General features: G+C 43.6%; 17 protein-coding genes and 1 tRNA gene. 10 read left to right on the top strand and 8 right to left on the bottom strand.

Annotated elements, in window-relative coordinates:
* Positions 1–59 precede the first annotated feature (59 nt).
* Together J5X96_RS07290 and J5X96_RS07285 are read left to right on the top strand one after the other, a co-directional pair.
* Positions 60–590: a hypothetical protein gene (locus J5X96_RS07290; protein ID WP_245193457.1), complete on the top strand. Its 531-nt coding sequence runs from the start codon at positions 60–62 to the stop codon at positions 588–590.
* A 172-nt stretch (positions 591–762) separates the two neighbouring features.
* Positions 763–2,706 (top strand): ABC transporter ATP-binding protein, encoded by a 1,944-nt coding sequence (locus tag J5X96_RS07285; RefSeq protein WP_209362698.1) that lies wholly within the window; start codon positions 763–765, stop codon positions 2,704–2,706.
* A gap of 514 nt (positions 2,707–3,220) precedes the next feature.
* Here the strand turns inward: J5X96_RS07285 and J5X96_RS07280 are convergent.
* The 3 genes from J5X96_RS07280 to J5X96_RS07270 form a co-directional block, all read right to left on the bottom strand.
* Positions 3,221–4,591 (bottom strand): TolC family protein, encoded by a 1,371-nt coding sequence (locus J5X96_RS07280; RefSeq protein WP_209362697.1) that lies wholly within the window; start codon positions 4,589–4,591, stop codon positions 3,221–3,223.
* Between the two features lie 87 nt (positions 4,592–4,678).
* Positions 4,679–6,610, bottom strand: coding sequence for a MacB family efflux pump subunit (locus J5X96_RS07275; protein WP_209362695.1), 1,932 nt, complete (start codon positions 6,608–6,610; stop codon positions 4,679–4,681).
* 19 nt (positions 6,611–6,629) lie between these two features.
* The gene (locus J5X96_RS07270) at positions 6,630–7,805 is read right to left on the bottom strand and encodes an efflux RND transporter periplasmic adaptor subunit (protein ID WP_209362693.1); all 1,176 of its coding nucleotides are present in this window, start codon (positions 7,803–7,805) and stop codon (positions 6,630–6,632) included.
* 207 nt (positions 7,806–8,012) lie between these two features.
* On the opposite strand from J5X96_RS07270, the gene J5X96_RS07265 reads away from it, so the two are divergent.
* The 7 genes from J5X96_RS07265 (at position 8,013) to infB (ending at position 15,202) form a co-directional block, all read left to right on the top strand.
* Entirely contained in the window at positions 8,013–8,285 is a 273-nt protein-coding gene (locus J5X96_RS07265; RefSeq protein ID WP_209362692.1) for a type II toxin-antitoxin system RelB/DinJ family antitoxin, read from the top strand.
* Complete coding sequence (locus J5X96_RS07260; protein ID WP_209362690.1) at positions 8,286–8,558, top strand: type II toxin-antitoxin system YafQ family toxin; 273 nt, start codon at positions 8,286–8,288, stop codon at positions 8,556–8,558.
* A 93-nt stretch (positions 8,559–8,651) separates the two neighbouring features.
* Complete coding sequence (glnS, locus tag J5X96_RS07255; RefSeq protein WP_209362688.1) at positions 8,652–10,322, top strand: glutamine--tRNA ligase; 1,671 nt, start codon at positions 8,652–8,654, stop codon at positions 10,320–10,322.
* A gap of 120 nt (positions 10,323–10,442) precedes the next feature.
* Positions 10,443–10,519 (top strand) — tRNA-Met (locus J5X96_RS07250).
* A gap of 155 nt (positions 10,520–10,674) precedes the next feature.
* On the top strand, positions 10,675–11,130 hold the full coding sequence (rimP, locus tag J5X96_RS07245; RefSeq protein ID WP_021616648.1) for a ribosome maturation factor RimP: 456 nt from the start codon (positions 10,675–10,677) through the stop codon (positions 11,128–11,130).
* A 22-nt stretch (positions 11,131–11,152) separates the two neighbouring features.
* On the top strand, positions 11,153–12,649 hold the full coding sequence (nusA, locus tag J5X96_RS07240; RefSeq protein WP_209362686.1) for a transcription termination factor NusA: 1,497 nt from the start codon (positions 11,153–11,155) through the stop codon (positions 12,647–12,649).
* Positions 12,650–12,664: 15 nt separating this feature from the next.
* Positions 12,665–15,202: a translation initiation factor IF-2 gene (gene infB, locus J5X96_RS07235; RefSeq protein ID WP_209362684.1), complete on the top strand. Its 2,538-nt coding sequence runs from the start codon at positions 12,665–12,667 to the stop codon at positions 15,200–15,202.
* Between the two features lie 352 nt (positions 15,203–15,554).
* On the opposite strand, the gene J5X96_RS07230 is transcribed toward infB, so the two are convergent.
* The 4 genes from J5X96_RS07230 to glpA form a co-directional block, all read right to left on the bottom strand.
* Positions 15,555–17,078 (bottom strand): YfcC family protein, encoded by a 1,524-nt coding sequence (locus J5X96_RS07230; RefSeq protein ID WP_209362682.1) that lies wholly within the window; start codon positions 17,076–17,078, stop codon positions 15,555–15,557.
* Positions 17,079–17,297: 219 nt separating this feature from the next.
* A complete protein-coding gene (glpC, locus tag J5X96_RS07225) occupies positions 17,298–18,572 on the bottom strand; it encodes an anaerobic glycerol-3-phosphate dehydrogenase subunit GlpC (protein WP_209362680.1) in 1,275 nt (424 codons plus the stop codon).
* Between the two features lie 9 nt (positions 18,573–18,581).
* Entirely contained in the window at positions 18,582–19,871 is a 1,290-nt protein-coding gene (gene glpB / locus J5X96_RS07220) for a glycerol-3-phosphate dehydrogenase subunit GlpB (RefSeq protein WP_209362678.1), read from the bottom strand.
* Positions 19,861–21,552, bottom strand: a complete 1,692-nt coding sequence (glpA, locus tag J5X96_RS07215; RefSeq protein ID WP_209362676.1) for an anaerobic glycerol-3-phosphate dehydrogenase subunit A — start codon at positions 21,550–21,552, stop codon at positions 19,861–19,863. The genes glpB and glpA overlap by 11 nt, the downstream gene beginning before the upstream one ends.
* Positions 21,553–21,842: 290 nt before the next feature.
* Here glpA and glpT point away from each other — a divergent pair, with 290 nt between their 5' ends.
* Positions 21,843–23,282, top strand: coding sequence for a glycerol-3-phosphate transporter (gene glpT, locus J5X96_RS07210; protein WP_209362668.1), 1,440 nt, complete (start codon positions 21,843–21,845; stop codon positions 23,280–23,282).
* Between the two features lie 679 nt (positions 23,283–23,961).
* On the opposite strand, the gene pta is transcribed toward glpT, so the two are convergent.
* Complete coding sequence (gene pta / locus J5X96_RS07205) at positions 23,962–26,097, bottom strand: phosphate acetyltransferase (protein WP_209362666.1); 2,136 nt, start codon at positions 26,095–26,097, stop codon at positions 23,962–23,964.
* Between the last annotated feature and the right edge of the window lie 71 nt (positions 26,098–26,168).

Raw genomic sequence — 26,168 nt, 5'->3', positions numbered from 1 at the left:
GCTAAGGGGATCGGGTAGAATTTCAGAGAAATAAACAGCTTAATAAGGTACTTACGATAATGAAATTAATGAAAGTCGTCGCTTTAGTCTCGTTTGCTTCTATTGTAGTGGTCGGTACAGCGCTGGCGGCGAAACAAGGGATAAAACCCAAAGAATCGGAATCCGCCTCTTCAGCACCACAGGCAACGCAAACCGCACAGAAGAATACGAATGACACGCCTCTCTCGCTTTTCCAAAAACACGTTAATATTCATTTTGAAGAGCGGAAATTTATTGTTAACGAAGATAACCAAGCCTATGTTCTGGCGAAATATTCTATTGAGAATCTGGGGAATAAGCCGATCAAATCGCTTTACTGGATTGCATCATATTGGCATGACCAACACATGCTTTATTCTCAGGATATTCCTCTCGATTTTGCAAAACCGCTAGCGGCGAAATCTAAAGCGACGGTCAACTTACGCATTCCGTTTAATAAAATTCAAGATGAATACCGCACGTTGTTTACTAATTCACAGGATGTCTCCGTGTATTCTGTTCCTCGTAGTGTAACCTTTGTGGATGGACAACAAATCAATGTCGCGAATTAATTGACGTTGACATAAAACGCAAAATATCTTGAGGGTATTTTGCGTTTTGTTTTTTTCCTTAGCACACAAAATGTGTGGCTAAAGATGATCGAGATCTGATATTGGCAATATCATAGCGTTAAAAGTGCGGTCATTTTTTCAATATTTTTTTCATTTTTTATAGGATTTTTTTGTGGCACTTATCAGCTTAACCAACGGATATCTTTCTTTCAGCGATGCCCCTTTATTGGATCATGCGGAGTTACATATCGAACCTAACGAACGCGTTTGTTTAGTTGGGCGCAACGGCGCAGGCAAATCGACGCTGCTTAAAATCATTGCCGGCGATGTCATCATGGATGACGGCAAAGTACAGTATGAAAAAGACTTGGTTGTGTCCCGTTTAGAGCAGGATCCGCCGCGCCATGCCGAGGGCAACGTGTTTGATTATGTGGCGGAAGGCATTGAGCATTTGGCGGATTTGCTGAAGGAATACCATCATATTTCCATGCAGTTAGAGCAGGATTATAGCGAGCAGACATTAAACCAGCTTGCCCAAATTCAAGCAAAATTGGAACACGCTAACGGCTGGCAATTTGAGAATAAAATCAATGAAGTGTTACAAAAATTGGAACTAAATCCGAATACGAAACTTGCTGATTTATCCGGTGGTTGGTTGCGTAAAGCGGCTTTGGCGCGCGCCTTGGTATGCAATCCGGATGTGTTGTTGTTAGATGAGCCGACTAACCACTTGGATGTGGATGCCATCGAATGGCTGGAAAATTTCCTGATGGAATTTGGCGGGAGCATTGTGTTTATTTCTCACGACCGTTCTTTCATTCGCAAAATGGCGACTCGCATCGTGGATTTAGATCGCGGCAAATTGGTGTCTTACCCTGGCAACTACGATTTATACCTTACCGCGAAAGAAGAAAACTTGCGGGTAGAAGCGTTACAAAATGAGTTATTTGATAAACGCTTAGCGCAAGAAGAGGTCTGGATTCGCCAAGGCATTAAAGCCCGTCGCACCCGTAATGAAGGACGCGTGCGCGCGTTAAAAGCCATGCGCGAAGAACGTCGCCAACGTCGTGACGTGATGGGTACCGCAAAATTGCAATTAGATACCTCCAGCCGTTCCGGCAAGATCGTGTTTGAAATGGAAAACGTCAGTTACGAGATTGAGGGCAAACAATTACTTAACGATTTTAGCACCACCATTTTACGTGGCGACAAAATCGCTTTAGTCGGCCCGAATGGGTGTGGTAAAACCACCTTTATCAAATTGCTACTCGGCGAAATTCAACCGACAAACGGCTCCATTCGTTGTGGTACTAAATTGGATATTGCCTATTTTGATCAATATCGTGCCGATCTTGATCCGGAAAAATCCGTGATGGATAACGTTGCCGATGGCAAGCAGGACGTGGAAGTCAACGGCATCAAACGCCATGTGTTGGGCTATTTGCAAGATTTCCTATTCCCACCGAAACGCGCCATGACGCCGGTAAAAGCCCTATCCGGTGGTGAACGCAATCGCTTGTTATTGGCAAAATTATTATTAAAACCGAATAATTTATTGATTCTCGACGAACCAACCAACGACTTGGACGTAGAAACCTTGGAGCTCTTGGAAGAAATCCTCACCGACTACCAAGGCACATTGCTCATCGTCAGCCACGACCGTCAATTCATCGACAACACCGCCACGGAATGTTACATCTTTGAAGGCAAAGGCGTGTTGAATAAATACGTTGGTGGTTTCTTCGATGCCAAACAGCAACAAGCCAATTATTTTGCTCAAAAAGCCGAACAGAATACTGCAGCACAGAAAAAAGTTGAGCTGAAAAAAGAAGAAAGTGCGGTGGAAAATAAATTGGTTTCCAATAAACCCAAATCCGTCAAACTTTCTTACAAAGAACAGCGCGAACTGGAACAGCTCCCACAATTGCTGGAAGATTTAGAAGAAAAAATCATCGCACTTCAAACCGAAATCGGCGACCCGAATTTCTTCCAACAAGCTCACGATGTGACGGATGCTAAACTGAAAGCATTGGCTGACGCTGAAGCCGAACTGGAAACGGCATTTATGCGTTGGGAAGCATTGGAAGAAAAGAAAAATTTAGCGGAAGGAAAGTAGCTGAGTTTTAGGAAGCAAATAACAATCCGCATGTAAAACGTGCAGTTTTTAGGCCCCCTATAAGGACCTATACTTCACAAGCCCTAAAGAGGCTTGTGAAAACCGGTCACCGTGTTTATTTTCATATCACTATTTTAGTGAATTGTAGCGTGCAACTTGTTGCACGAAATCATGAATGCCCGAAAGCGTTAAATAACGTTCCGTGCGTAATTTGGTCGTGCATCAAGATGCACGCTACGAACGAAATCACGAATTACACATCGAGGTTAATGTTAATCATTTGTGTAATAAGTTACACGCTACGAGGGGTAAATAATCCTCCTATATGTTGAATTTTGGTTGTCAGCCTTGTTCATTATATAGAGAGGATTTTTTTCTGTTCATCGCTTAAGCTATTTAACTCCATACGCATAGCGTATGGTTTTTATAGCCAGGCTCTGGCTGGCTATAATCAAAGTGCGGTCATTTTTTAGGATGGTTTAAAACATCGGAAATCATGACCGCACTTTTTTGTTTAACGAGCGTAGTAACCCGCCATGGAGCTGTAAACGGCATTTTCTGCCTGAATCACATTGAATTTGGCTTGCAAAATGGAAAGCTGGGAGGCTTTTTCTGTATTGGCCGCCGTCAACCATTCGCGCAATTCAGACACGCCTGCATTATAGCGGTTGCGGTAATATTGCGTGATGCGTTGGTTGTAATTGTACGTTTGTTGCACGTTGGCAAACTGGCTTTGTGCTTGAGTGAATGCGTAGTAGTTGGTATCTACGTCATTTAACGCGGTGGTGATACTTTTTTCGTAGTTCAAACGGGCTGTTTCGTAATCCGCTTCAGAAATTTTTACGTTCCATTTAACCGTGTTCCAATTTAAGAACGGCAATGTAATACCAACGTTGCCGGCGCCAATAGAGGAGAATGTGGTTGCCCCGGTTTGATTGGTGGCATTACGGCTCAAACTCCCGCCCAAAGTGATTTCCGGGAACCAGCTTTTTTCAGTGGCTTTGGCATTTTTGAATGCACTGCTTAAACGGGCTTGATAGCCTTTGACATCAGGACGGTTGGCAATCACGGAAACCGGCACGTTTAAATTTACACCCACAGTTTTTACGCTCAAAATATGCGGGAAGTTGATGTTTAATGCGTCATCCGGTTTTAAGTTCAGCAAATTGCGTAAGGCTTGTTCAGCGGCTTTGCGGTTGGTTTGCAGCGTAATTAAATTATTACGTGCGGTTAATACCGCTTGTTGTGCCTGATCTACGCTAGCACTGTCTGCGACACCTTGCGCCAAGCGATTTTTCATGATGTTGCTGATGTCGGTGTAATACTTAATGCTTTCTTGAGTAGTGCTAATGGCATCGTTTAAATAGGCAAGTTGATAGTAGGTTGTCACCACTGAGTTGATTAAAGAAAGACGGGTAGATTCCATGTCTTCAATGGTGGCTTTATGTGACCACTCCGCCGCATCAGCGGTATCCGCTAAACGACGCCATAAGTCCAGCGTATAAGACACATTTAGCGCGCCGGTATGCGTGATCGCGGAGTTGCCGCCATGATTAATGTCTTTTTGGGCAGTGGATTTTGCTGCACCGCTAAAGGCCGGAATCAAGTTTGCACCGGCAAGGTTGGCGCTATACAGCGCGCGGTTGACGGAAACTGCCGCTTTGGCTAAGTCTTTGTTATTTGCAAGGGCTTGTTCAACCACGCGGTTGAGTTGTGCATCATTATAAAGCGCCCACCAGTTGTCTTTAATGTTGTATTGCTTGGTAATGTCTTCATATTGTTTGTAATTATCGAGGCTGGCTTGATAAGAATCGCCAATATTGGCACAGCCGGCGAGCGTTGTTGTCATCACCACTGCAAGGGCTAGTTTTTTCATTTTTAACATTTTTTATCCTTCTTTAAGGTTCAAAGGGGCTATCGTATGCCTCAAAAGTGCGGTCGATTTTAACCGCATTTTTAGGTTTTACAAAATCTATTCACGGGCTAATGCCGTAATCGGATCTAAGCGTGCAGCACGCTTTGCCGGCATATAACCGAATACTACACCGATTAAGCTGGAAAAAGCGACTGCGGCAATAATCGAACTGCCGGAAAATGCCATAGTGAAATCGGTCATAAAGGTGTTAAACAGTACTCCAATCGCACCGGAAAGCAAAATACCGGTAACGCCGCCAATTAAACAAATCAATACGGCTTCAATTAAAAATTGTTGCAGGATGTTGGATTGTCTTGCGCCGATTGCCATGCGCACGCCGATTTCTTTGGTGCGTTCGGTCACTGACACCAACATAATATTCATCACACCAATCCCGCCGACGATCAAGGAAATAAAGGCAATCGAGGAGATAAGTAATTTCATCGTACCGGTGGTACTTTCGATAGTTTGTTTAATGGTGTCGCTGTTCATGATGAAAAAGTCTTTTTTGCCGTGGCGTAGCGTCAGCAATTCCGTAATGCCTTTTTCTGCTGCCGTTGTGTTCACATCTTCTGCGACTTTCACCGTAATCGAGCCGATTTTTTTACTGCCTGAAATACGGTTCATGACGGTGGTGTAGGGCGCGTAAAGATTCAAGGAACTGCTGGCGCCGCCCATTTGACGGTCGGACACAACACCAATAATACGCAACGGACGTTTGTTAAATATCACCACTTTGCCAAGGGGATTTTCATTGGGGAAAATGGCTTTTTTGGCACTTTCATCAATTAACGCCACTTGTGCGTTTTCTGCGACATCTTGCGCGGAGAGTAGGCGACCTTGTTTTAATTTTAAACCTTCCACATCAAAAGATTCTTCGCTCACGCCTTTTAAGGACGTCGTCGAAAACGCTTTATTCGCATAAATCAAGGTACCGCTTGACGCACTATTCGGCGTAACGCTTTGCACATAGGTTTGTTGGCGTAATGTGTTGGCATCGCTAACGGTAAGATTTTGCATTTGTTCCGCACGGCGATCGCCAAAGCCGGTGCCGTTAAAAATGGTGATGGTGTTTGTGCCGATGCCGCGAATATTTTCCAGAATTTTTTGTTGTGATCCATTGCCCAACGCCACCACAGACACCACGGAGGTGATCCCAATAATAATGCCAAGCATGGTGAGCAAAGAGCGCATTTTATGTGCCACAATAGCGCTAACAGACATGCGAAAGGCTTCCATCAGCTGATCTTTGCTGAAGCCAAAACGTCCTTTAAAAACACCTGAATTTTTGACCGCACTTTTCACCGGCTGGGCTTGCGTGTCACTGATAATTTCGCCGTCTTTGATTTCAATCATCCGATTGGCGCTGGCAGCGATATGCTTGTCGTGGGTGACCATAATAATGGTATGGCCTTCTTGGTGCAGTTGGCGCAAAATTTCCAACACGTTTTCACCGCTTTGCGAATCTAAAGCACCGGTGGGTTCATCGGCTAAAATGATTTCACCGCCGTTCATTAGGGCGCGCGCGATACTCACCCGTTGTTGTTGCCCGCCGGAGAGTTGATTAGGCTTATTCTGCCATTTGTCGCTTAATCCCAGTTTTTTCAATAATTGTTTGGCGCGTTCCAAACGTTGGTTGTGCGGCATGCCCGCATAAATTGCCGGTAATGCCACGTTTTCTGCTGCAGTAAGGCTACTCAATAAATTGTAACGTTGGAAAATAAAACCGAATTTTTGACTGCGTAAATCGGAGAGCTGATCGGCGGTTAATTCGATGGTTTCTTTCTCATCGATTTTGTACGAACCGCTGGTTGCTGTATCCAAACAACCAATAATGTTCATCAACGTGGATTTGCCCGAACCCGATTGCCCGATAATGGCAACGAAATCGCCTTTTTCTATATTTAATGAAATGTCTTTCAGAATATGAACACGATTTTCGCCGGTGCCAAAGTAGCGGTTGATGTTTTTCATTTCAATAATATTCATTGGAAAATTCCACCGCACTTTAGAAAATTCGTGGCCCGCGCATATTGCCGACGGCTTCGCCGGCAGCTACTTGTGACACAATGACTTTTTCGCCTTCAGCAACACCGGATTTAATTTCTGTTTGGTAATCGTTTTGTACGCCGATTTCTACTTCACGTTGTTCCGGTTGGTTGTTACTGTTTAATACCTTCACAAAGGTTTTGCCGTTTTGCGTTTGAATTGCCATATTCGGCACGGATAGCACGTTTTGCGCGTTGGCAATTTTGATGTTGTTTTCTGTAGTCATGCCGATGCGCAAAATCCGGTTGGGATTTTCCACGATAATGTTGGCGTAGTAATAAACTGCGCTGTTACTGGTGCTTGACGCTGAAGTTGTGGTGCTGGACGTGGAGCTATTGCTAATCGTCGTTGTCGCCGGATCAACGGATTCAATTTTGGCGTGATAAAGGGTTTTGCTGTCGGACAAAATACTAAAGGTTACATCTTGTCCGGCTTTCACTTTCGTAATATCGCCTTCGGAGATTTCCGGTTTAATGCGCATTTTGCTTAAATCTGCCACTTTGACAATGGTCGGTGTGGTTTGATTGGAGTTTACCGTTTGGCCTTCAGAAACCGGTGTGGCAATCACCGTGCCGTCAATCGGTGAAGTGATTTTGGTGTAGCCTACATTGGTTTCCGCGGTATTCACTTCAATTTCTGCTTGTTTGATGTTTTCCTGCACCACATTCATTTCTGCTTTGGCGTTATCTAAGGTCGCTTTTGCGCTGTTTAAGCTGTCCAAGGACGTGCCTTTTTGCGCATACAATTTGGTTAAACGATGGTAATTAGAAAGCGCCACATCATAGGCGGTTTTACGCGCGACAAACTGGGCTTGGTAGCTTGCAAGCGCCGCTTTTCGGGTGTTTAGCGTGTTGATTTGCGTGGTGGAATCAATTTCCGCAATCATATCGCCTTTTTTCACTTGCTGACCTAAAGCCACATAGAGTTTAGTAACTTTACCAGAAACCTGCGCGCCCACATCAACGGTGTTGACACTTTCAATTGAGCCGGTCGCCACCACATTTTTTTCAATGTCGCCACGTTGCACAGTTTCCGTTAAATAAGTGGTTTTAGGCGTGGAATCGCCCATAAAAAAATAACCGCCGGTGATCACCGCGGCAGCCAGTGCGGCCATTATCCAATGTTTTTTCGTCATATTTTCTCAAGGGTTAGAAGACACAGTGAAAATAGAATACAGGAGAAAGATTAAGGAAATCTTAATTATTAATGAATGAACGTTCATTTAGTGGCGCATTTTAGTGATTCTTCTTCGGATATTCAAGTGAGAATCAAAAACGGAACTTGAATATTTACGTATTGTCATTAAAATGTAATACAATTGTATTACATTAAGGAGGCTAAAATGACTTCATATACTTTTCGATTAGATCCTGAATTAAAAGAGCAGGCCTTTTCCGTTTTCAGAAGCTACGGATTAAACCCGGCTCAGGCACTAAAAATGATTTTACAACAAGTGGTTTCGACAAAATCCATTCCGGTTCAGTTAGATTATCAACCGAATGAAACAACGATCCGCGCTATGAAAGATGTATTAAATGGAAAAGTGGAAAGCATAGAAGCTGAGAACGTAGAGGAGCTGATTAAAAAAATGCAACGTGTCGCAAACGAGGCATAAATGAAAATTAGCTTTACTAAAGACTATAAACGCGATCTCAAACGATTAGCCAATCAACCCGAAATATTACTTTCTACCGAAATGATTGATGTTATGCATCATTTGCTAAACGGCAAGAATCTTCCCGAAAAATACAAGGATCATGCGTTGTCCGGAAATTGGAAAGGGTTTCGAGATTGCCATATTAAAAATGATCTAGTGTTGATTTACCACGTAAATAATGAAGGACTCACTTTGGTTAGACTCAACACCCATTCCGAAGTTTTTCGCTAATCGCTTTCAATAACAAGCCGCCTTCTTCGCTTTTTATGTCATAGCGTGTAGAATAGTGCGGTTATTTTTTTATGCGTTTTAATTGAGAAAATTATGAGTACAGAAACTATCTTAGAAACGACGGAAAATGCCCGTCCGCACAATTTTATTACCCAAATTATTGATGAAGATTTAGCGTCCGGTAAACACCAACGTGTTCACACCCGTTTTCCGCCTGAGCCAAACGGCTATTTGCACATCGGTCATGCCAAATCTATCTGTTTAAACTTCGGTTTAGCAAAAGAATATAACGGTTTATGTAACCTCCGTTTTGACGACACCAATCCAGTGAAAGAAGATGTGGAATATGTGGATTCCATCAAAGCCGATGTGGAATGGTTAGGTTTCAAATGGGAAGGTGAGCCACGTTATGCTTCCGATTATTTTGATGCGCTTTATGGCTATGCCATTGAATTGATCAAAAAAGGATTGGCGTATGTGGACGAACTTTCACCGGAAGAGATGCGCGAATATCGCGGCACGTTAACCGAGCCGGGGAAAAACAGCCCGTATCGTGATCGTAGCGTAGAAGAAAACCTCGCATTATTCGAGCGAATGAAAAACGGTGAATTTGCAGAAGGCACGCTGAGTTTGCGTGCAAAAATCGACATGGCGTCGCCGTTTATGGTGATGCGCGACCCGGTGATTTATCGTATTAAATTTGCCAGCCACCACCAAACCGGCGACAAATGGTGCATTTATCCAATGTACGATTTCACCCACTGTATTTCCGATGCCATCGAACGCATTACACATTCATTATGTACTCTTGAATTCCAAGACAACCGCCGTTTATATGACTGGGTGTTGGAAAATATCAGCATTGAGCGCCCATTGCCGCACCAATATGAATTCTCCCGTTTAAATTTAGAAGGCACACTCACTTCTAAACGTAAATTGTTGAAATTAGTCAATGAAGGCATTGTAGATGGCTGGAATGATCCGCGCATGCCGACCATTTCAGGTTTACGTCGTCGCGGTTATACACCGGCGTCATTGCGTGAATTCTGTCGTCGTATTGGCGTGACAAAACAAGACAACGTGGTAGAATACAGCGCATTAGAATCTTGCATTCGTGATGATTTAAACCAAAATGCGCCGCGAGCCATGGCAGTGATCGATCCTGTTCGTGTGGTGATTGAAAATTTTGAAGGCGAAGAAATGTTAACTGCGCCGAATCACCCGAATCGTCCGGAATCAGGCGAACGTCAATTGCCATTCACCAAAGAAATTTACATCGATCGTGCAGATTTCCGTGAAGAAGCCAACAAACAATATAAACGCTTAGTGTTAGGCAAAGAAGTGCGTTTGCGTAATGCTTATGTGATTAAAGCCGAACGTGTGGAAAAAGATGCCAACGGTGAAATCACCACCATTTTCTGTACCTATGATCCGGAAACCTTAGGTAAAAACCCGGCAGATGGTCGCAAAGTGAAAGGTGTAATCCACTGGGTTTCCGCCACGCACAACCACCCGGCAGAATTCCGTTTATACGAACGCCTTTTCACCGTGCCAAACCCGGGCGCGGAAGAAAACATCGAAAGCGTGCTAAATCCAACGTCTTTAGTGGTGAAACACGGTTTTGTCGAACAAAGCCTTGGCAATGCGGAAGCAGAAAAAGGCTACCAATTTGAACGTGAAGGCTATTTCTGTGCCGACAGCAAAGACAGCCATCCGGAACATTTGGTGTTTAACTTAACGGTGAGCTTGAAAGAAGGTTTCTAATCCCATCACCCATTAAAAAGTGCGGTGGATTTTTCAGGTGTTTTTCCCCCATAGACTTTTGTGTGAATTAAATCTTGCTATTTTGTGAGTAAGCGGCTATAATGCGCCCCATATTTCGGACGCGGGGTGGAGCAGCTTGGTAGCTCGTCGGGCTCATAACCCGAAGGTCGTTGGTTCAAATCCGGCCCCCGCAACCAATCACAAGTTCAGTAAAAAGAACCCCAATTTTGGGGTTTTTTTATACGATAAATTTGTTGTTTAAGTATCAACGTGTTGTATGTAATTGGTTGATAATTATTGAAAAACTGGGCTGTAAGCCCTTTTTTTATGTCTGTCGTTTGAGGAGGCTGTTTTGGCAACTTTAGAACAAAAATTACAAGAATTATTACAAGGTTCGGTTGAAGATCTTGGTTGCGAGCTTTGGGGCATTGAATGTCAACGTGTCGGTCGCTATTTAACTGTGCGTTTATTTATTGATAAAGAAGGTGGCGTAACCGTAGAAGATTGTGCTGATGTCAGCCGTCAAGTGAGTGCTGTGTTGGATGTGGAAGATCCGATTGCCGATAAATATAACCTAGAAGTGTCTTCACCGGGTTTAGATCGCCCATTATTTACCTTGGCGCAATATGCTCATTATATCGGTCAGGACATTGTTGTGCATTTGCGCATTCCGGTAGCGGATCGTCGTAAATGGCAAGGTGAATTAGCAAAAATTGAAAATGACATGATTACGCTGATTGTGGATAAACAAGAGCAAGTTTTAGCGTTTGGTAACATTCAAAAAGCCAATGTTGTTGCGAAATTTTAAATTTAAAGAAGGATAAAAAAGCATGAGTAAAGAAATTTTATTAGCGGCCGAAGCTGTGTCCAATGAAAAATTATTGCCACGTGAAAAAATCTTTGAGGCCTTAGAAAGTGCGATTGCGCTTTCTACTAAGAAAAAATATGAATATGACGTTGATGTGCGTGTTGCGATTAATCCGAAAACCGGAGAATTTGATACCTTCCGCCGCTGGTTAGTGGTGGAAGACGTGAATAACCCGACAAAAGAAATCACCTTAGAAGCGGCTCGTTTTGAAGACCCTGATGCACAAATTGGTGATTATGTGGAAGATCAAATCGAATCTATCGCCTTTGACCGTATTGCGATGCAAACTGCACGTCAAGTGATTAGCACGAAAATTCGTGAAGCAGAACGCAGTAAAATCGTTGACCAATTCCGCGCGAAAGAAGGGCAAATTGTCACTGCAACAGTGAAGAAAAGTAACCGAGACAGCGTTATTTTAGATGTAAATGGTGAAGAGGGTAATAAAGCCGAAGCCGTGATGTTGCGTGAAGATATGTTGCCACGTGAAAACTTCCGTCCGGGTGACCGTGTGCGTGGTGTGCTATATAAAGTGAGTCCGGAAAGCAAAGGCGCACAATTATTTGTAACACGCGCGAAGCCGGAAATGTTAGTGGAATTATTCCGTTTGGAAGTGCCTGAAATTGGCGAAGAATTAATTGAAATTAGAAGTGCCGCCCGTGATCCGGGTTCTCGTGCCAAAATTGCAGTAAAAAGTAACGACAAACGGATTGATCCGGTCGGTGCCTGTGTCGGTATGCGTGGTTCACGCGTGCAGGCGATTACCAATGAATTAGGCGGTGAGCGTGTGGATATCGTCCTTTGGGATGACAATCCGGCACAATTTGTGATTAATGCAATGGCGCCGGCAGATGTAAGTTCTATCGTGGTTGATGAAGACAAGCACGCGATGGATATTGCGGTAGAAGATGCCAACTTGGCGCAAGCGATTGGACGTAACGGTCAAAATGTACGCTTGGCAACGCAATTAACCGGTTGGACATTAAATGTGATGACCACCGAAGAATTAAGCGAAAAACATCAGGCGGAAGATAATAAAGTCTTAAATTTATTTATTGACGCATTAGAAATTGATGAAGAATTTGCGCAATTACTCATTGATGAAGGTTTCTCGACATTGGAAGAATTGGCTTATGTACCGGTTCGTGAGTTAACGGCAATTGACGGTTTGGAAGACGAAGATTTAGTCGAAGAGTTACAAACTCGTGCGAAAAATGCGATCACCGCAAAAGCGTTGGCAGAAGAAGAAGCCTTAAAACAAGCGAAAATTGAAGATCGTTTATTAAACCTTGACGGCATGAATCGTCATATCGCATTTAAATTGGCGGAAAAACACATTACGACATTGGAAGAATTAGCCGAGCAGGGCGTTGATGATTTAACCGATATTGAAGAACTCAGTGCCGAACAAGCGGCAGATTTAATTATGGCAGCCCGAAATATTTGTTGGTTCACTGAGTAATAAGGGAGTGAAAAGATGACTGAAGAATTAAAAACGAATGCACCCAAGAAATTAAGTTTAAAGCCACGTACAAAAACCACGGTGAGCACAACCAGTGCTTCCGGTAAAAGCAAGGAAGTTCAGGTTGAAGTGCGTAAGAAACGTACGGTTCCAACCGAAGCTGCATTGAAAGCAGAAGAGGCAGCAAAATTAAAAGCACAGCAGGAAGCTGAACAAAAAGCGGCTGAACAAAAAGCGGCTGAACAAAAGGCGGTGGAAGAGAAAGCTGCAAAAGAGAAAGCGGCTAAAGAAAAAGCAGCGAAGGAAAAAGAAGCTGCAGAGAAAGCGAAACAAACGCAAGCGAAACAAGCACAAAGTGCGGTTAATAATCCGCCTAAATCAGCTGATCCGGAAAAAGAAAAACGTAAAGCTGAAGAAGCGGAATTACGTCGTAAAGCGGAAGAGGTTGCTCGTCAAAAAGTGGAAGAGCAAGCTCGCAAAGCGGCTGAGGAAGCGAAACGTTATGCTGAGGCTGATACGTCAAGCAATGAAAGCACCTCAGAAGATTATACCGATTATAATTTAAGTTCTCGTTATGCTTTAGAAGCAGAAGATGAAGAAGAACGTCGTAATGAAGGTCGCGGTCGCGGTAAAAATAAAGTGGCCAAAGCGAAAAAAGGCGGACGTGATGACGAAAGCAATAAAAACGAGCGCGAGTCTAACCGCCGTAATCTAAAAGACGGTAAATTCGGTAAGGGTAAAAATGGTAAGAAAGGTGCAGCATTACAACAAGCCTTTACAAAACCAGTTCAGGCTGTGAAAACGGATGTTGTCATTGGTGAAACCATTACCGTTGCAGAATTAGCAAATAAAATGGCGACCAAAGCTACCGAAATCATCAAAGCGATGATGAAAATGGGTGAAATGGTGACCATTAACCAAGTGCTTGATCAAGAAACGGCGCAATTAGTGGCAGAAGAATTAGGGCACAAAGTGATTCTTCGTAACGAAAATGAGCTTGAAGAAGAAGTATTAGGTGATCGTGATGTTAATGCTGAAAAAGTGACGCGTGCGCCGGTTGTGACCATTATGGGGCACGTTGACCATGGTAAAACCTCATTACTTGACTACATTCGTAAAGCCAAGGTGGCAGCTGGCGAGGCGGGTGGTATTACTCAGCACATCGGTGCATACCATGTAGAAATGGATGATGGTAAGATGATTACCTTTCTAGATACTCCGGGACACGCGGCATTTACTTCTATGCGTGCACGTGGTGCGAAAGCAACGGATATCGTCGTGCTTGTGGTTGCAGCAGATGATGGTGTGATGCCTCAAACCATTGAAGCGATCCAACACGCGAAAGCAGCCGGTGCGCCTTTAGTGGTTGCAGTGAATAAAATTGATAAACCGGAAGCCAACCCGGATCGCGTAGAACAAGAATTGCTTCAACACGAAGTGATTTCTGAAAAATTCGGTGGTGACGTGCAATTCGTACCGGTTTCTGCGAAGAAAGGCATGGGTATCGATGATTTATTAGATGCTATCCTACTCCAATCAGAAGTCCTTGAATTAACTGCAGTGAAAGACGGTATGGCAAGTGGTGTTGTGATCGAATCTTACCTTGATAAAGGTCGCGGCCCGGTGGCAACCATTCTTGTTCAATCCGGTACGTTACATAAAGGTGATATCGTACTTTGCGGTTTTGAATATGGTCGTGTTCGTGCGATGCGTGATGAAAACGGTCAAGAAATCGAGGAAGCCGGTCCGGCGATTCCAGTGGAAGTGCTTGGTCTTTCCGGTGTGCCTGCTGCGGGTGATGAAGCGACCGTAGTGCGTGATGAGAAAAAAGCACGCGAAGTTGCCTTATACCGTCAAGGCAAATTCCGCGAAGTAAAACTTGCTCGTCAGCAAAAAGCCAAATTGGAAAATATGTTCAGCAATATGGCAGAAGGCGATGTGGCAGAACTCAATGTCATTGTGAAAGCTGACGTACAAGGTTCTGTGGAAGCTATCGTTCAATCCTTAATGGAGCTTTCAACGGATGAAGTGAAAGTGAAAGTGGTCGGTTCCGGCGTGGGCGGTATTACTGAAACAGATGCGACTTTAGCGGCAGCGTCTAATGCGATCATTGTCGGCTTTAACGTGCGTGCAGACGGCTCTGCCCGCCGCATTATCGAAACCGAAAACATTGATTTACGTTATTATTCCATCATTTATGAATTGCTTAACGAAATCAAAGCGGCTATGAGCGGTATGCTACAACCTGAATTCAAACAAGAAATTATTGGTATGGCTGAAGTGCGTGATGTATTCCGTCATCCAAAATTTGGTGCGATCGCCGGTTGTATGGTAACCGAAGGGATTGTGAAACGTAACAACCCAATTCGTGTCTTGCGCGACAACGTAGTGATCTTTGAAGGTGAACTAGAATCGCTTCGCCGTTTCAAAGATGACGTATCTGAAGTGCGTAATGGTATGGAATGTGGTATCGGCGTGAAGAATTACAATGACGTAAAAGTCGGCGACCAGATTGAAGTATTCGAAGTGGTTGAGGTTAAACGCTCAATTTAATTTCCAAAGAAAATGCGATCAAATGTGATCGCATTTTTTTTTTTAGAAAAACGATTTAATTTATTCCAATTATTCGTGCAACAAGTTGCACGCTACGAAGCAAAACACACCTTAAAACCATCGCAGTTGTAGCGTGCATCTTGATGCACGAAATCCGTATTGTTTTAAATCCGATGACGATCAAAACAGGTCTTAAAGTTACCGCACTTTTTAAATGAATGACGAGATTAAGTGCGTCTATTCGTGCAACAAGTTGCACGCTACGTAGGCTATCAAAACATGCCTTAAAGCTAGCGCAGTTGTAGCGTGCATCTTGATGCACGAAATCTCTATTTTGCATCTTGATGCGGGTTTAATGGCCGTACATGATCACTTGAATGATTAATAAAATGGATGAAATCACAAATTGGCAACCGACAATCGGCATGACGAATTTAATCCATTTATTGAACGGAATATTCAGCATTTGTAAGGTTACCAGCACCAAACCTGTAGGCGCAAGGAAGAGCATGATGTATTGCCCCCAATTGTAAGCTGAAACCACGATGTCTCTTGGAATGCCGACGGTATCGGCTAATGGCGCCATAATTGGCATAGACAGTACGGCAAGGCCGGAAGAGGAGGGCACGATGAGACCCAAGAAGATAAAAATCAGAAGTTGTCCGATAATAAACACGCTGCCGTGCATACCGCTTACCAAGTGTGACAGATAATCAAGAATTGTGTCAGAGATCATGCCTTGTTCCAAAATAATGTTGACCGCACGAGCAAGGCCAATAATCAGTGTTACGCCCACGAGTTCGGAAGCGCCGTGTGTGAAGCCGTGGATGAGCTCTTTTTCAGGTAATCCGCTGATAAACATAATGAGAATAGTGATTGCCAAGAAGGAGGCGGCCATTTGGGGAAACCACCAGCCGCCGAACATAACGCCCCATACCATAAGTGGGAATGCGCAGCAGAATAAAATCAGAATGAGTTTTCTTTTAAAGGTGAAGTCAACGGTGGCGTTGGGATCGATATCTTTCATGTAGTGATCATAGAAGGCTTGACGATCTTCGTAGGTATAAGAGAATGCGGGATTGGCAGTCAGTTTTTGGCAATACCATCTCATATAAATAATGACGCAAATTTCGCCCAATATCAGTCCGATGGCACGGAATCCGATGCCTTCAGTGAAAGGAATGCCGGCGGCATTTGAGGCGATGACAACGGAGAACGGATTAATGGTGGAAAATGCGGTACCCATTGACGCCGCAAGGAAGATAGCGCCGACGCATACGATGGCATCGTACCCTAGTGCTAAAAACACCGGCACAAGAATCGGGTAAAACGCGACGGCTTCTTCCTCGATGCCGCAAGCCGTTCCTCCCAGTAGCATTAACACGCACACCGCAAACACCACAGAAAATTCGTTGCCTTTTGTCTTTTTTGCCAGCGACATTAAGCCGGCATTAAATGCACCGGTTTTATTGATCACGCCAATCATGCCGCCTAAGATAAAAATAAAGACCATAATATCTGCCACTTCAATGGTGCCGTCCACCATGGCATGGAGCATATCGATGGCATTTTTTTCGTGTTGTGTAACGCGTTGATAAGTATCGGGAATGGCAATGGGTTTTTTGATAATGCCGTTGGTGAAATGGGAAAGCTGAATTTTAATATTAAATTGATTGAGGGTTTGTTCGGTTGCAGGATAGCGTTGATCAGGATTTCCGTAGGTTTTGACAATGAACTGTTTCTCAGTGTTGTCGTAGGACAGTTTGGAATAAGCGCCCGAGGGAATAAGCCAAGTTAAACCAATGGCCATTAGAAGAATGATAAAAAGAATGCTAAATGCGGAAGGAAAAGTCATCTTTTTCGTCGATGTTTCCATGATGAAACGCTCCTTGTGTTCGGATTAGTGAACAAACCGAGCGCGCATTCTACACAGACAACAGGGAAAAAGCAAAGATTAAATGGTTGTGATTTCCTGTAATAACAGGGTACGCAATCGTTTACCTAAATTAAGCGGATTAAACCATGTCTGCGCTTGAAAGCGTAAGCAAAAAAGAAATGAAAAATCCACCGCACTTTGTGTGGGGTGGATTGAGAATTATTGATTCATCGACATACACAATAACGTCAATGGATGGATACAGGTTACATTAGATGACATATCGATCTGCCATTTACAGGTTTGACATTCTGAAATCACGTAATCGAACCCACCAGCATTGATGTTATCAAATAGTGTTTTCCCGATGGCTTGCGAAACTTCATAGTTTTCCGCCTTGAAACCGTATGTTCCGGCAATACCACAACATTGTGATGGTAACATCACCACTTCTAATCCCGGAATTTGTTTTAACACTTCCAAAGTGTATGGTGCCCAACCCGCTTTATCCACGTGACATGCAGTGTGATAAGCCACACGCAATTTCAATGGTTTAAGCGGTAAGGTTTTACCTTCTTTAAAGAGTTGATATAAGAATGGTGTCACCATGTGAATATGCGGACGAACCTTCGCATTGTCGATACCTAAAATATGATGGTATTCATCTCGTAAATTTAAGGTACAACTTGATGCTTCGCTGATCACATCCAAGCCATTTTCATCCACCATTTTGCTGATGTAATCGGTGTTAAATTGTGCGATTTTCTTCGCACGTTCCGGGAATTGGTTCACGCTTAATGGTAAGCCACAGCATTTTTCTTTTTCCAATAACACCACACCAATGTCCATAGCATTGAACACTTGAATAAATTCTTTACCCAATTGTGGATTATTGTAGTTCACATAACAGCCATGATAATACGCCACTTTACGTTCAAATTTTTGTTGGCTTGCCAACATTTTTTTCATATACCAGCTGCGGAACGTACCAAAAGAATATTTTGGTAAGGTACGATGACGGCTGATTTTCAATGCTTTTTCCAACACAAATTTTGTCGCTTTTAAGCCTGTGAGAGTGTTCACAATCGGCGCAAGCGGTGTGTTAAGTGTTCCCATAATATCGGTGTTACTTAAAATTGCATCACGTAATTTTTGCACTGCCGGCTTGTGTTGTTGAGCAAGGTATTTGTTTCTTGCGCGAACGATAATATCGCCGATTTTTACATCAGACGGACACGCAATTTCACAACGTTTACAGTTAGTACAGTATTTTAACGCTTCATCGTAAAGCTCTGCTGATTTTAAGCGTAAACGCTCACCATCCGGGCCCGATTGTTTTGGGCCAGGATAGTTTGGATTCTGACGCGAAACCGGACATACCGCGGTACAAGCTGTACATTTAATGCAGCTCTCAAAACTCTCATCAAAAGCATGATGATGTTGTGGCGCATTAAGGGATTGTTTTGCATTATCAATTAATTGTTGAATGTTCATAACGCCTCCTTAATGTGTGTTGTGAAGAATTTCATCAGCAACAGCAAGCGCTGTGACCACGGCTACGCCTGAACCACAACCAAGTTCTAACGCATTGAAACCACCAATCACATTACCCACCGCATATAAATTCGTTAAAAATTGACCGCTCTTTTGCACTTGGCATTGCGCGTTAATCGCCACACCTGCAGATTGGTACGGTTGTGGATTTGAAAAACGGTGATCAGTCCACGTAAAACGATCGGTATTGTTAAAGCCTGCCACACCGATGATGTCAGAATGGAATACGGGCTCGTAGATTTTATCGAATTCAGAAACTAAACCTTTACTGAAGAAACTGCCGGAAGCTAAGACAAAATGCTCAGCCGTGATTTCTTCCTCTTCGTGCAAACGCGTTTGAATAGCACGAACTTTGTTGCCATGAAAATGTGCTTTTAATGCGCTATCACCATTCATCATGAGTCCACCTAATTTCTCAAAACGATGGCGTAATTGAATACGTTGGCGCATACCTAATAAAGAAGGCGGTAAGGTTGGTAATTCAAATAATGGTAAGCCAGTTGCTTTGCGAAGTGATTCCATAAATTCTTGATTTTCTAAACCGAAACAAGCCGGCAATAAAATGGCTTCTGTGCCTTGCGCGGCGTCTTTCATTTCAGCTACAAGATCATCAAATTTCAGTTTATATTCTAAAACTTGCGCAATGTTCACACTGCGGAACTCACGGGAATTTGCACGTAACTGATCTAATTCTGGGATATTTAAAAAGCCTGTTTTTACTTCACAATGTGCAAATTGTGGATTGAGCGTAAGGTTATCTGCCAATAATTCTGGTTGGAAATCGTGATAGCCTTCAATGCCTAAAACCGCAATTTTTTTATACGGGAATGGGGTTTCGCCTTGTACGGTTGGCACACTATTTGGTGAAAGCCATGCACCACGTAAGCTACCTAAACCCGTTACGCGAAGATGATTTTCTGCACTTGAGCCAATTAAATCTAAATTTAACGATTCCGCTAATTTTTCGAAATCTTGCGCTTTCGCTAACACGCGCTCAGCCCCCATAATGCTATAAGGGTGTTGTGGTAATTGAGCTGCAAGTGCGGTCAAATTTTCAGGAATATTTTTAACAAACGCACCATTGGGTAAACGGCTTAATAAATCCAATGAGCCAGAGGCAAAATCAATCGCCGCTTGGCCGTTATTAATAATGGCGCAACGTTTGCCTTGTTCTTGTAAGGTGATGCCGCAAGTTAAACCTGCAAGGCCGCCACCAATAATTACGACATCAAAATTCATTGTTATCCGTCCCTTGCTGTTTGTCCGTTTCAAGCGGTTGAACATCGTTTAAGCCCAACACGCTGCCATACATCCATGAAGTAAATTCGGCTTCACGAATCGCCTCACCCCATGCAATCGGTTCAATACCGCGCCAACGTTCTTCCATAAAGGAGGTTAGTTGTGTGGTCGATTGGCGAGGTGTTGCTACGTCAAAACGGTTCATTAAACCAGCAGCACGGCATGCGCAAAGCTCAGCTTGGCAAGTCCCCATACCTACACGAGTACGGCGACGTAAATCCACTAAGTTATTCACATTTAATTCATCAACGGCATAACGGACTTCACCCGCTGTCACAGCTTCACATTCGCACACCATTGAACGATCAAGACGTTCTTTATCTAATAAACGAGTTGCACGAGAACCATGACGATACACGGCTGAATAACGAATCGGACTTGGAAGTGAAATGACTTTCTGATTAGTTTCTGCACGGCTTTCACTTGAACCCGGTAATGGACGCTCTGCAGTCGTACAACGTGCTGTTTTGTTGAGTTTTTTACAAACAAGATCCGTTGCCCATTCTGCCATTAGGCGATAAGTCATTAATTTACCACCAGTGATAGTGATGAAACCATCTAAGCCATCACGCTCTGCGTGGTCAAGTAACACGATACCGCGACTGACGTTACGACCTGATGGATCGTCATCTGACGCGACTAACGGACGCACACCGGCATAAGCGCGTAATACACGAGTGTGACGCAAGCTTGGTGCAAGTTTTTCCCCTTCACGGAATAAAATATCTACTTCTTCCGGGGTGACTTCCATGTTATCGATTTGATCGTAAGGAATACGGCTAGAGGTTGTACCGATAACACAAATGGTATCACCTGGCACAAGAATGTCCGCATCCGCCGGTTTACGGCAACGGTTAATGACCATTTTGTTGATGCGGTGCCCCATGACAAGTAATGCACCTTTTGCCGGGAACATTTTGATTTTAAGATCCGCATATTCTGCGATGCCTTGTCCCCAAATACCACCTGCATTGACGACTAATGGTGCAAAGAATTTGCGATTTACGCGATTTTTGTGATCGTAAACATCCACGCCAATCACTTTGCCACCTTCACGAATTAAATTTTTCACTTCGCAATAAGTGAACATTTTCGCACCATTTTCAGTGGCATCCATCATGTTGGAAGCCGTTAAACGGAAAGGATCGATTGAACCATCTGGAACAACAACGGCACCCACTAAATCAGGGTTTACCGATGGTTCCATAATTTGGGCAAGTTTAGGATCAATGGCGACAGCTTCAATACCTGATTTGGTACAACTTTCGATGAAGGTTTTTTGATAATCAAGGGAATCTTCGGGTAAGGTGATAAATAAACCTTCTGTTTCATCCACACAATGACGAGCGATATTGCGCAGAATTCGGTTTTCTTTAATACATTCTTCTGCGGATTCCTGATCGTTGACGGCATAACGCGCACCACTATGTAACAAACCATGATTACGGCCTGTTGCGCCTGTCGCAATATCACGACGCTCTAATAAAATACAGTCAATGCCACGCAATGCGCAGTCACGAGCAATCCCCGCACCTGTTGCACCACCACCAATGATAATCACATCCGTCGAAATCGGGGAAAAATCTCCCGCATCACGATACAGATTAGGCGATAATCCCATTGTTACCCCCAAGCCAAAATATGAATAAAAAGAAACGTAAAAACGGTTATAAACTGAGTGGCTATTGTAGGGAAGTGCGGTTAAATTCACAACATTTTGAGCGAAAAAGAAAGCTATTTTGTGAGAGGGATCACATAATTTTCGAATTCGCTCATTTGTTAAAAAATATTTTGTGAAATGCATCACATTTTTGAATTATTTCCCTGTTTAATTTCTGTTTTTATTTTATCATGCACGCTATCCCCAGTATGGGGGTGGACTCATAATTAAAATGATTTTGGAGAGAAATTATGTTTGGACCATTTAAACCCGCTCCGCATATTGCGGAACTTCCAGCGGAGAAAATTGATTCCACGTATAAACGCTTACGTTGGCAAGTGTTTGCAGGGATTTTCTTTGGTTATGCCGCATACTATTTTGTGCGTGCAAACTTCGACTTGGCACAACCGGGCTTAATTCAAGCCGGCTTGTACTCAAAAGCGGAATTAGGTGTTATCGGCTCTGCAGCCGGTCTTGCCTATGGTTTGTCTAAATTCGTCATGGCGGGGATGTCTGACCGTTCGAACCCGCGTGTGTTCTTACCATTTGGTTTATTGCTTTCTGGTCTTTGTATGACCATGATGGGGGTATTCCCATGGGCTACTTCAGGCATTGCCATCATGTGGGTCATGATCTTCTTAAATGGTTGGTTCCAAGGGATGGGGTGGCCTCCATGTGGTCGTACTATGGTGCACTGGTGGTCTAAATCAGAACGCGGTACTATCGTATCTATCTGGAATACCGCGCACAATATCGGTGGTATGATGCCGGGCGCCATGGTGCTATTAGCCAGTGCGATTTTCTTCAGTACTCACGGTGTTGAAGCACAAGCCAAAGATATTTGGCAACAATCCCTCTATTATCCGGGTATTGCAGCAATGCTTTGTGCGATTCCGGTGTATTTCGTGATGCGTGATACGCCACAATCTTGTGGTTTACCGTCAATCGAAAAATGGCGTAATGACTACCCAGATGACTATAACGAAAAAACGTACGAAAACGATTTAAGCACAAAAGAAATCTTCGTCACTTATGTATTGAAAAACAAATTGTTATGGTACATCGCGATTGCTAACGTATTCGTATACTTAATCCGCTACGGCGTATTGAAATGGTCTCCGGTTTACTTAAGTGAAGTCAAACACTTCAACATCAAAGGTACCGCATGGGCTTACACAATCTATGAATTAGCAGCGGTTCCAGGTACATTATTATGTGGTTGGGTATCCGATAAAGTCTTCAAAGGTAAACGTGGTTTAACCGGTTTCATCTTCATGATCTTAACTACAGCTGCTGTAGTGGCATACTGGATGAACCCAGCGACACCTGAAGCAGAGCTTGCAAACTACTCTGCTTGGTATGAAAACCCATATCAATTAACTGACTTCGTATTAATGACCTTAATCGGTTTCTTAATCTACGGTCCTGTAATGTTAATCGGCTTACACGCTCTTGAGCTTGCACCGAAAAAGGCAGCAGGTACAGCAGCAGGTTTCACCGGTTTATTCGGTTACTTAGGTGGTACTGTGTCAGCGTCAGCGGTTATCGGTTGGGCAGCACAACACTACGGTTGGGACGGTGGTTTCTACGTCATGATCGGTGGTGGTGTTTTAGCGGTGTTATTACTCTTCATCGTAATGGTGGAAGAAGGTAAACACAAAGCGAAATTAGGTGAACACTACGGTAAATAATCGTCAATGAGTTCAAAATGAAAGCGCCTTTCGGGGCGCTTTTTTTATGCGTAAACATTTTGGAATTGCGATAAATTAGAGAAATAGTAATCCGCACGTAAAACGTGCGGTTAATATGTTCTTTCGTTGATAAATTATCTTGAACCATGTAAATCGTAGCGTGCAACTTGTTGCACGAAATCGTGAATGTCCGAAAGGGGTAAATAATGCTCCGTGCGTGGTTTGTTCGTGCATCAAGATGCACGCTACACACAAAATCGTAAGTGCCCGAAAGGTTAAATAACGTTCTGTGCGTGGTTTGGTTGTGCATCAAGATGCACGCTACGTACGAAATCGTGAATGCCCGAAAGGTTAAATAAGGTTCCGTGCGTGGTTTGTTCGTGTAACAAGTTGCACGCTACGCACGAAATCGTGAATGCTTGAAAGGTTAAATAAGGTTCCGTGTGTGGTTTGTTCGTGCAACAAGTTGCACGCTACGCACGAAATCGTGAATGCTCGAAAGGTTAAATAAGGTTTCGTGTGTGGTTTGTTCGTGCAACAAGTTGCACGCTACGAGGGGGGAATTTGGCTCCATGCACATAGCGTATGGCTTTTATAGCGGTTTGACTAGTGATAAAAAAGGCTTTCATCACGAAAGCCTTTTCTTTTGCACGAAAGTGCGGTGTGTTTTTCAAGCGTTTTATTGTGTTGCTTGAATTGCCGTTAATGCAATGGTGTACACGATGTCATCAACCAATGCACCACGGGACAAGTCGTTCACCGGTTTACGCATACCTTGGAGCATCGGGCCGATAGAAACAAGGTCGGCGGAACGTTGAACCGCTTTATAGGTGGTGTTACCGGTATTCAAATCCGGGAAGATGAATACGGTGGCTTGACCGGCAACCGGAGAATTTGGCGCTTTAGAACGAGCCACATCTTCCATCACTGCTGCATCGTATTGTAATGGACCATCGATGAGCAAATCAGGACGTTTTTCTTTCGCAATACGCGTCGCTTCTTTCACTTTTTCAACGTCTGCACCGCTACCGGAAGAGCCGGTAGAGTAAGAGATCATCGCCACTTTCGGATCGATACCGAAGGATTTCGCCGATTCGGCAGATTGAATGGCAATTTCGGCTAATTGCTCTGCGGTCGGATCCGGGTTTACCGCGCAGTCACCATAAACCAACACTTGATCCGGTAATAACATGAAGAAGATGGAAGAGATAATGGAGCTACCCGGTGCGGTTTTGATAATTTGCATCGGTGGACGAATGGTGTTGGCTGTGGTGTGAACTGCACCAGAGACCAAGCCATCCACTTCGTTAGCTTCCAACATCATGGTGCCAAGTACAACGTTGTCTTCCAATTGTTCACGTGCCATGGTTTCTGTCATGCCTTTGGCTTTACGTAATTCCACTAAACGTGCAACATAGTTTTCACGTACGCTTGCCGGGTCAACAACAGTGATGCCTTTGACTAATTTCACGCCTTGCGATTCGGCAACGCGTTTTACCTCTTCTGGATTTGCTAACAAAATACATTCTGCGATACCGCGTTCGGCACATAAGATGGCTGCTTTGATGGTACGTGGTTCATCCCCTTCCGGTAATACGATACGTTTATTTGCTGCACGGGCTAATTCTGTTAATTGGAAACGGAATGCCGGTGGTGATAGACGGCGTGAACGACTTGAAGCTTCTGCTAATCCATTAATGAAAGTGGTATCTAATTTTTCGCTGATGTAGCGTTTGATGTTTTCAATGCGTTCTTTATCGTCAACCGGTACTTCCAGATTAAAACTTTGTAAGCTTAATGCAGTTTGCCAAGTATTACCTTCAATACGGAAGACCGGTAATTTTTTGTTTTCAAAAACGTGTTGGCAAAGTTTCTTAATTTGCGGATCTAATTTGTAACCGCCGGTTAATAATAAACCACCGATTTCAATACCGTTAGACACCGCAAGGGCCGCTGCCACGATTACATCAGGGCGGTCAGCAGAAACCACGAGTAAGCTTCCGGCACGGAAGTGTTCCACCATATTTGGCAAACTTCTTGCGCAGAAAGTGATACCGCGAATACGACGGTTGACATCGCCTTCATTAAGAATGGATGCACCTAAATGTTTAATTAAATCAATGGCACGGGTTGCGATAAGATCTGCAGACCATGGAATACAAGCCAATAAGTTGAGCTGGCTTTGTGCAAATAATTTTACCAACTCGGATTCGCTGTTGTGGCTGTGTTGGAAAGAATCGAAAATTTCGCTTAAATCTGGGCGGGTTCTGCCGGATTCATCCACTGGCGCATTGAATTTGTTCACGATTACGCCAAGAAGATTTTTATTGCCTTGACCACCGAATAGAGAGGCCACTGCTTCTACACGTTCTTTTAACTGTGCAGGGGTTTCTGTAGCAGGTGCCGCAACTAATACGATTTCTGCATCAAGTGCTTGGGCGATTTCGTAGTTAATGCTATTGGCAAAAGAATGTTTGCGGGTTGGAATCAAGCCTTCCACAATGACAATTTCATTGTTTTTAGCAAGACGTTGATGATTTTCAACGATTTTTTCTAATAAAACATCAGATTGATTTTGACCAATCAGCGATTCTGCCACGCTTAGCATAAACGGCTCAGCCGTTTCTAAACCGGTGCTGGTGCGTACAATAGAGGTTGTGCGGTCGATAATATCTTCACCGGTATTTGGTTGAGAAATAGGTTTCATGAAACCGACTTTGGCACCTTTTTGTTCAAGTGCGTTGATTAAACCAAGACTTACGCTGGTTAAACCCACGCCGGTACTAATCGGAATTAAAATAATAGTACGAGACATAATTTACCTTCGATTGGAATAGAGGATTAAAAAGAAACTGCCGAATACATCGGCAGTTTATTGATTACGTT

Origin of the sequence: Aggregatibacter sp. 2125159857, assembly GCF_017798005.1 — a bacterium.
Classification (GTDB): Bacteria; Pseudomonadota; Gammaproteobacteria; order Enterobacterales; family Pasteurellaceae; genus Aggregatibacter.
The sequence above is the reverse complement of the archived record's forward strand: the minus strand, read 5'-3'. Positions and strand labels throughout refer to the sequence as shown.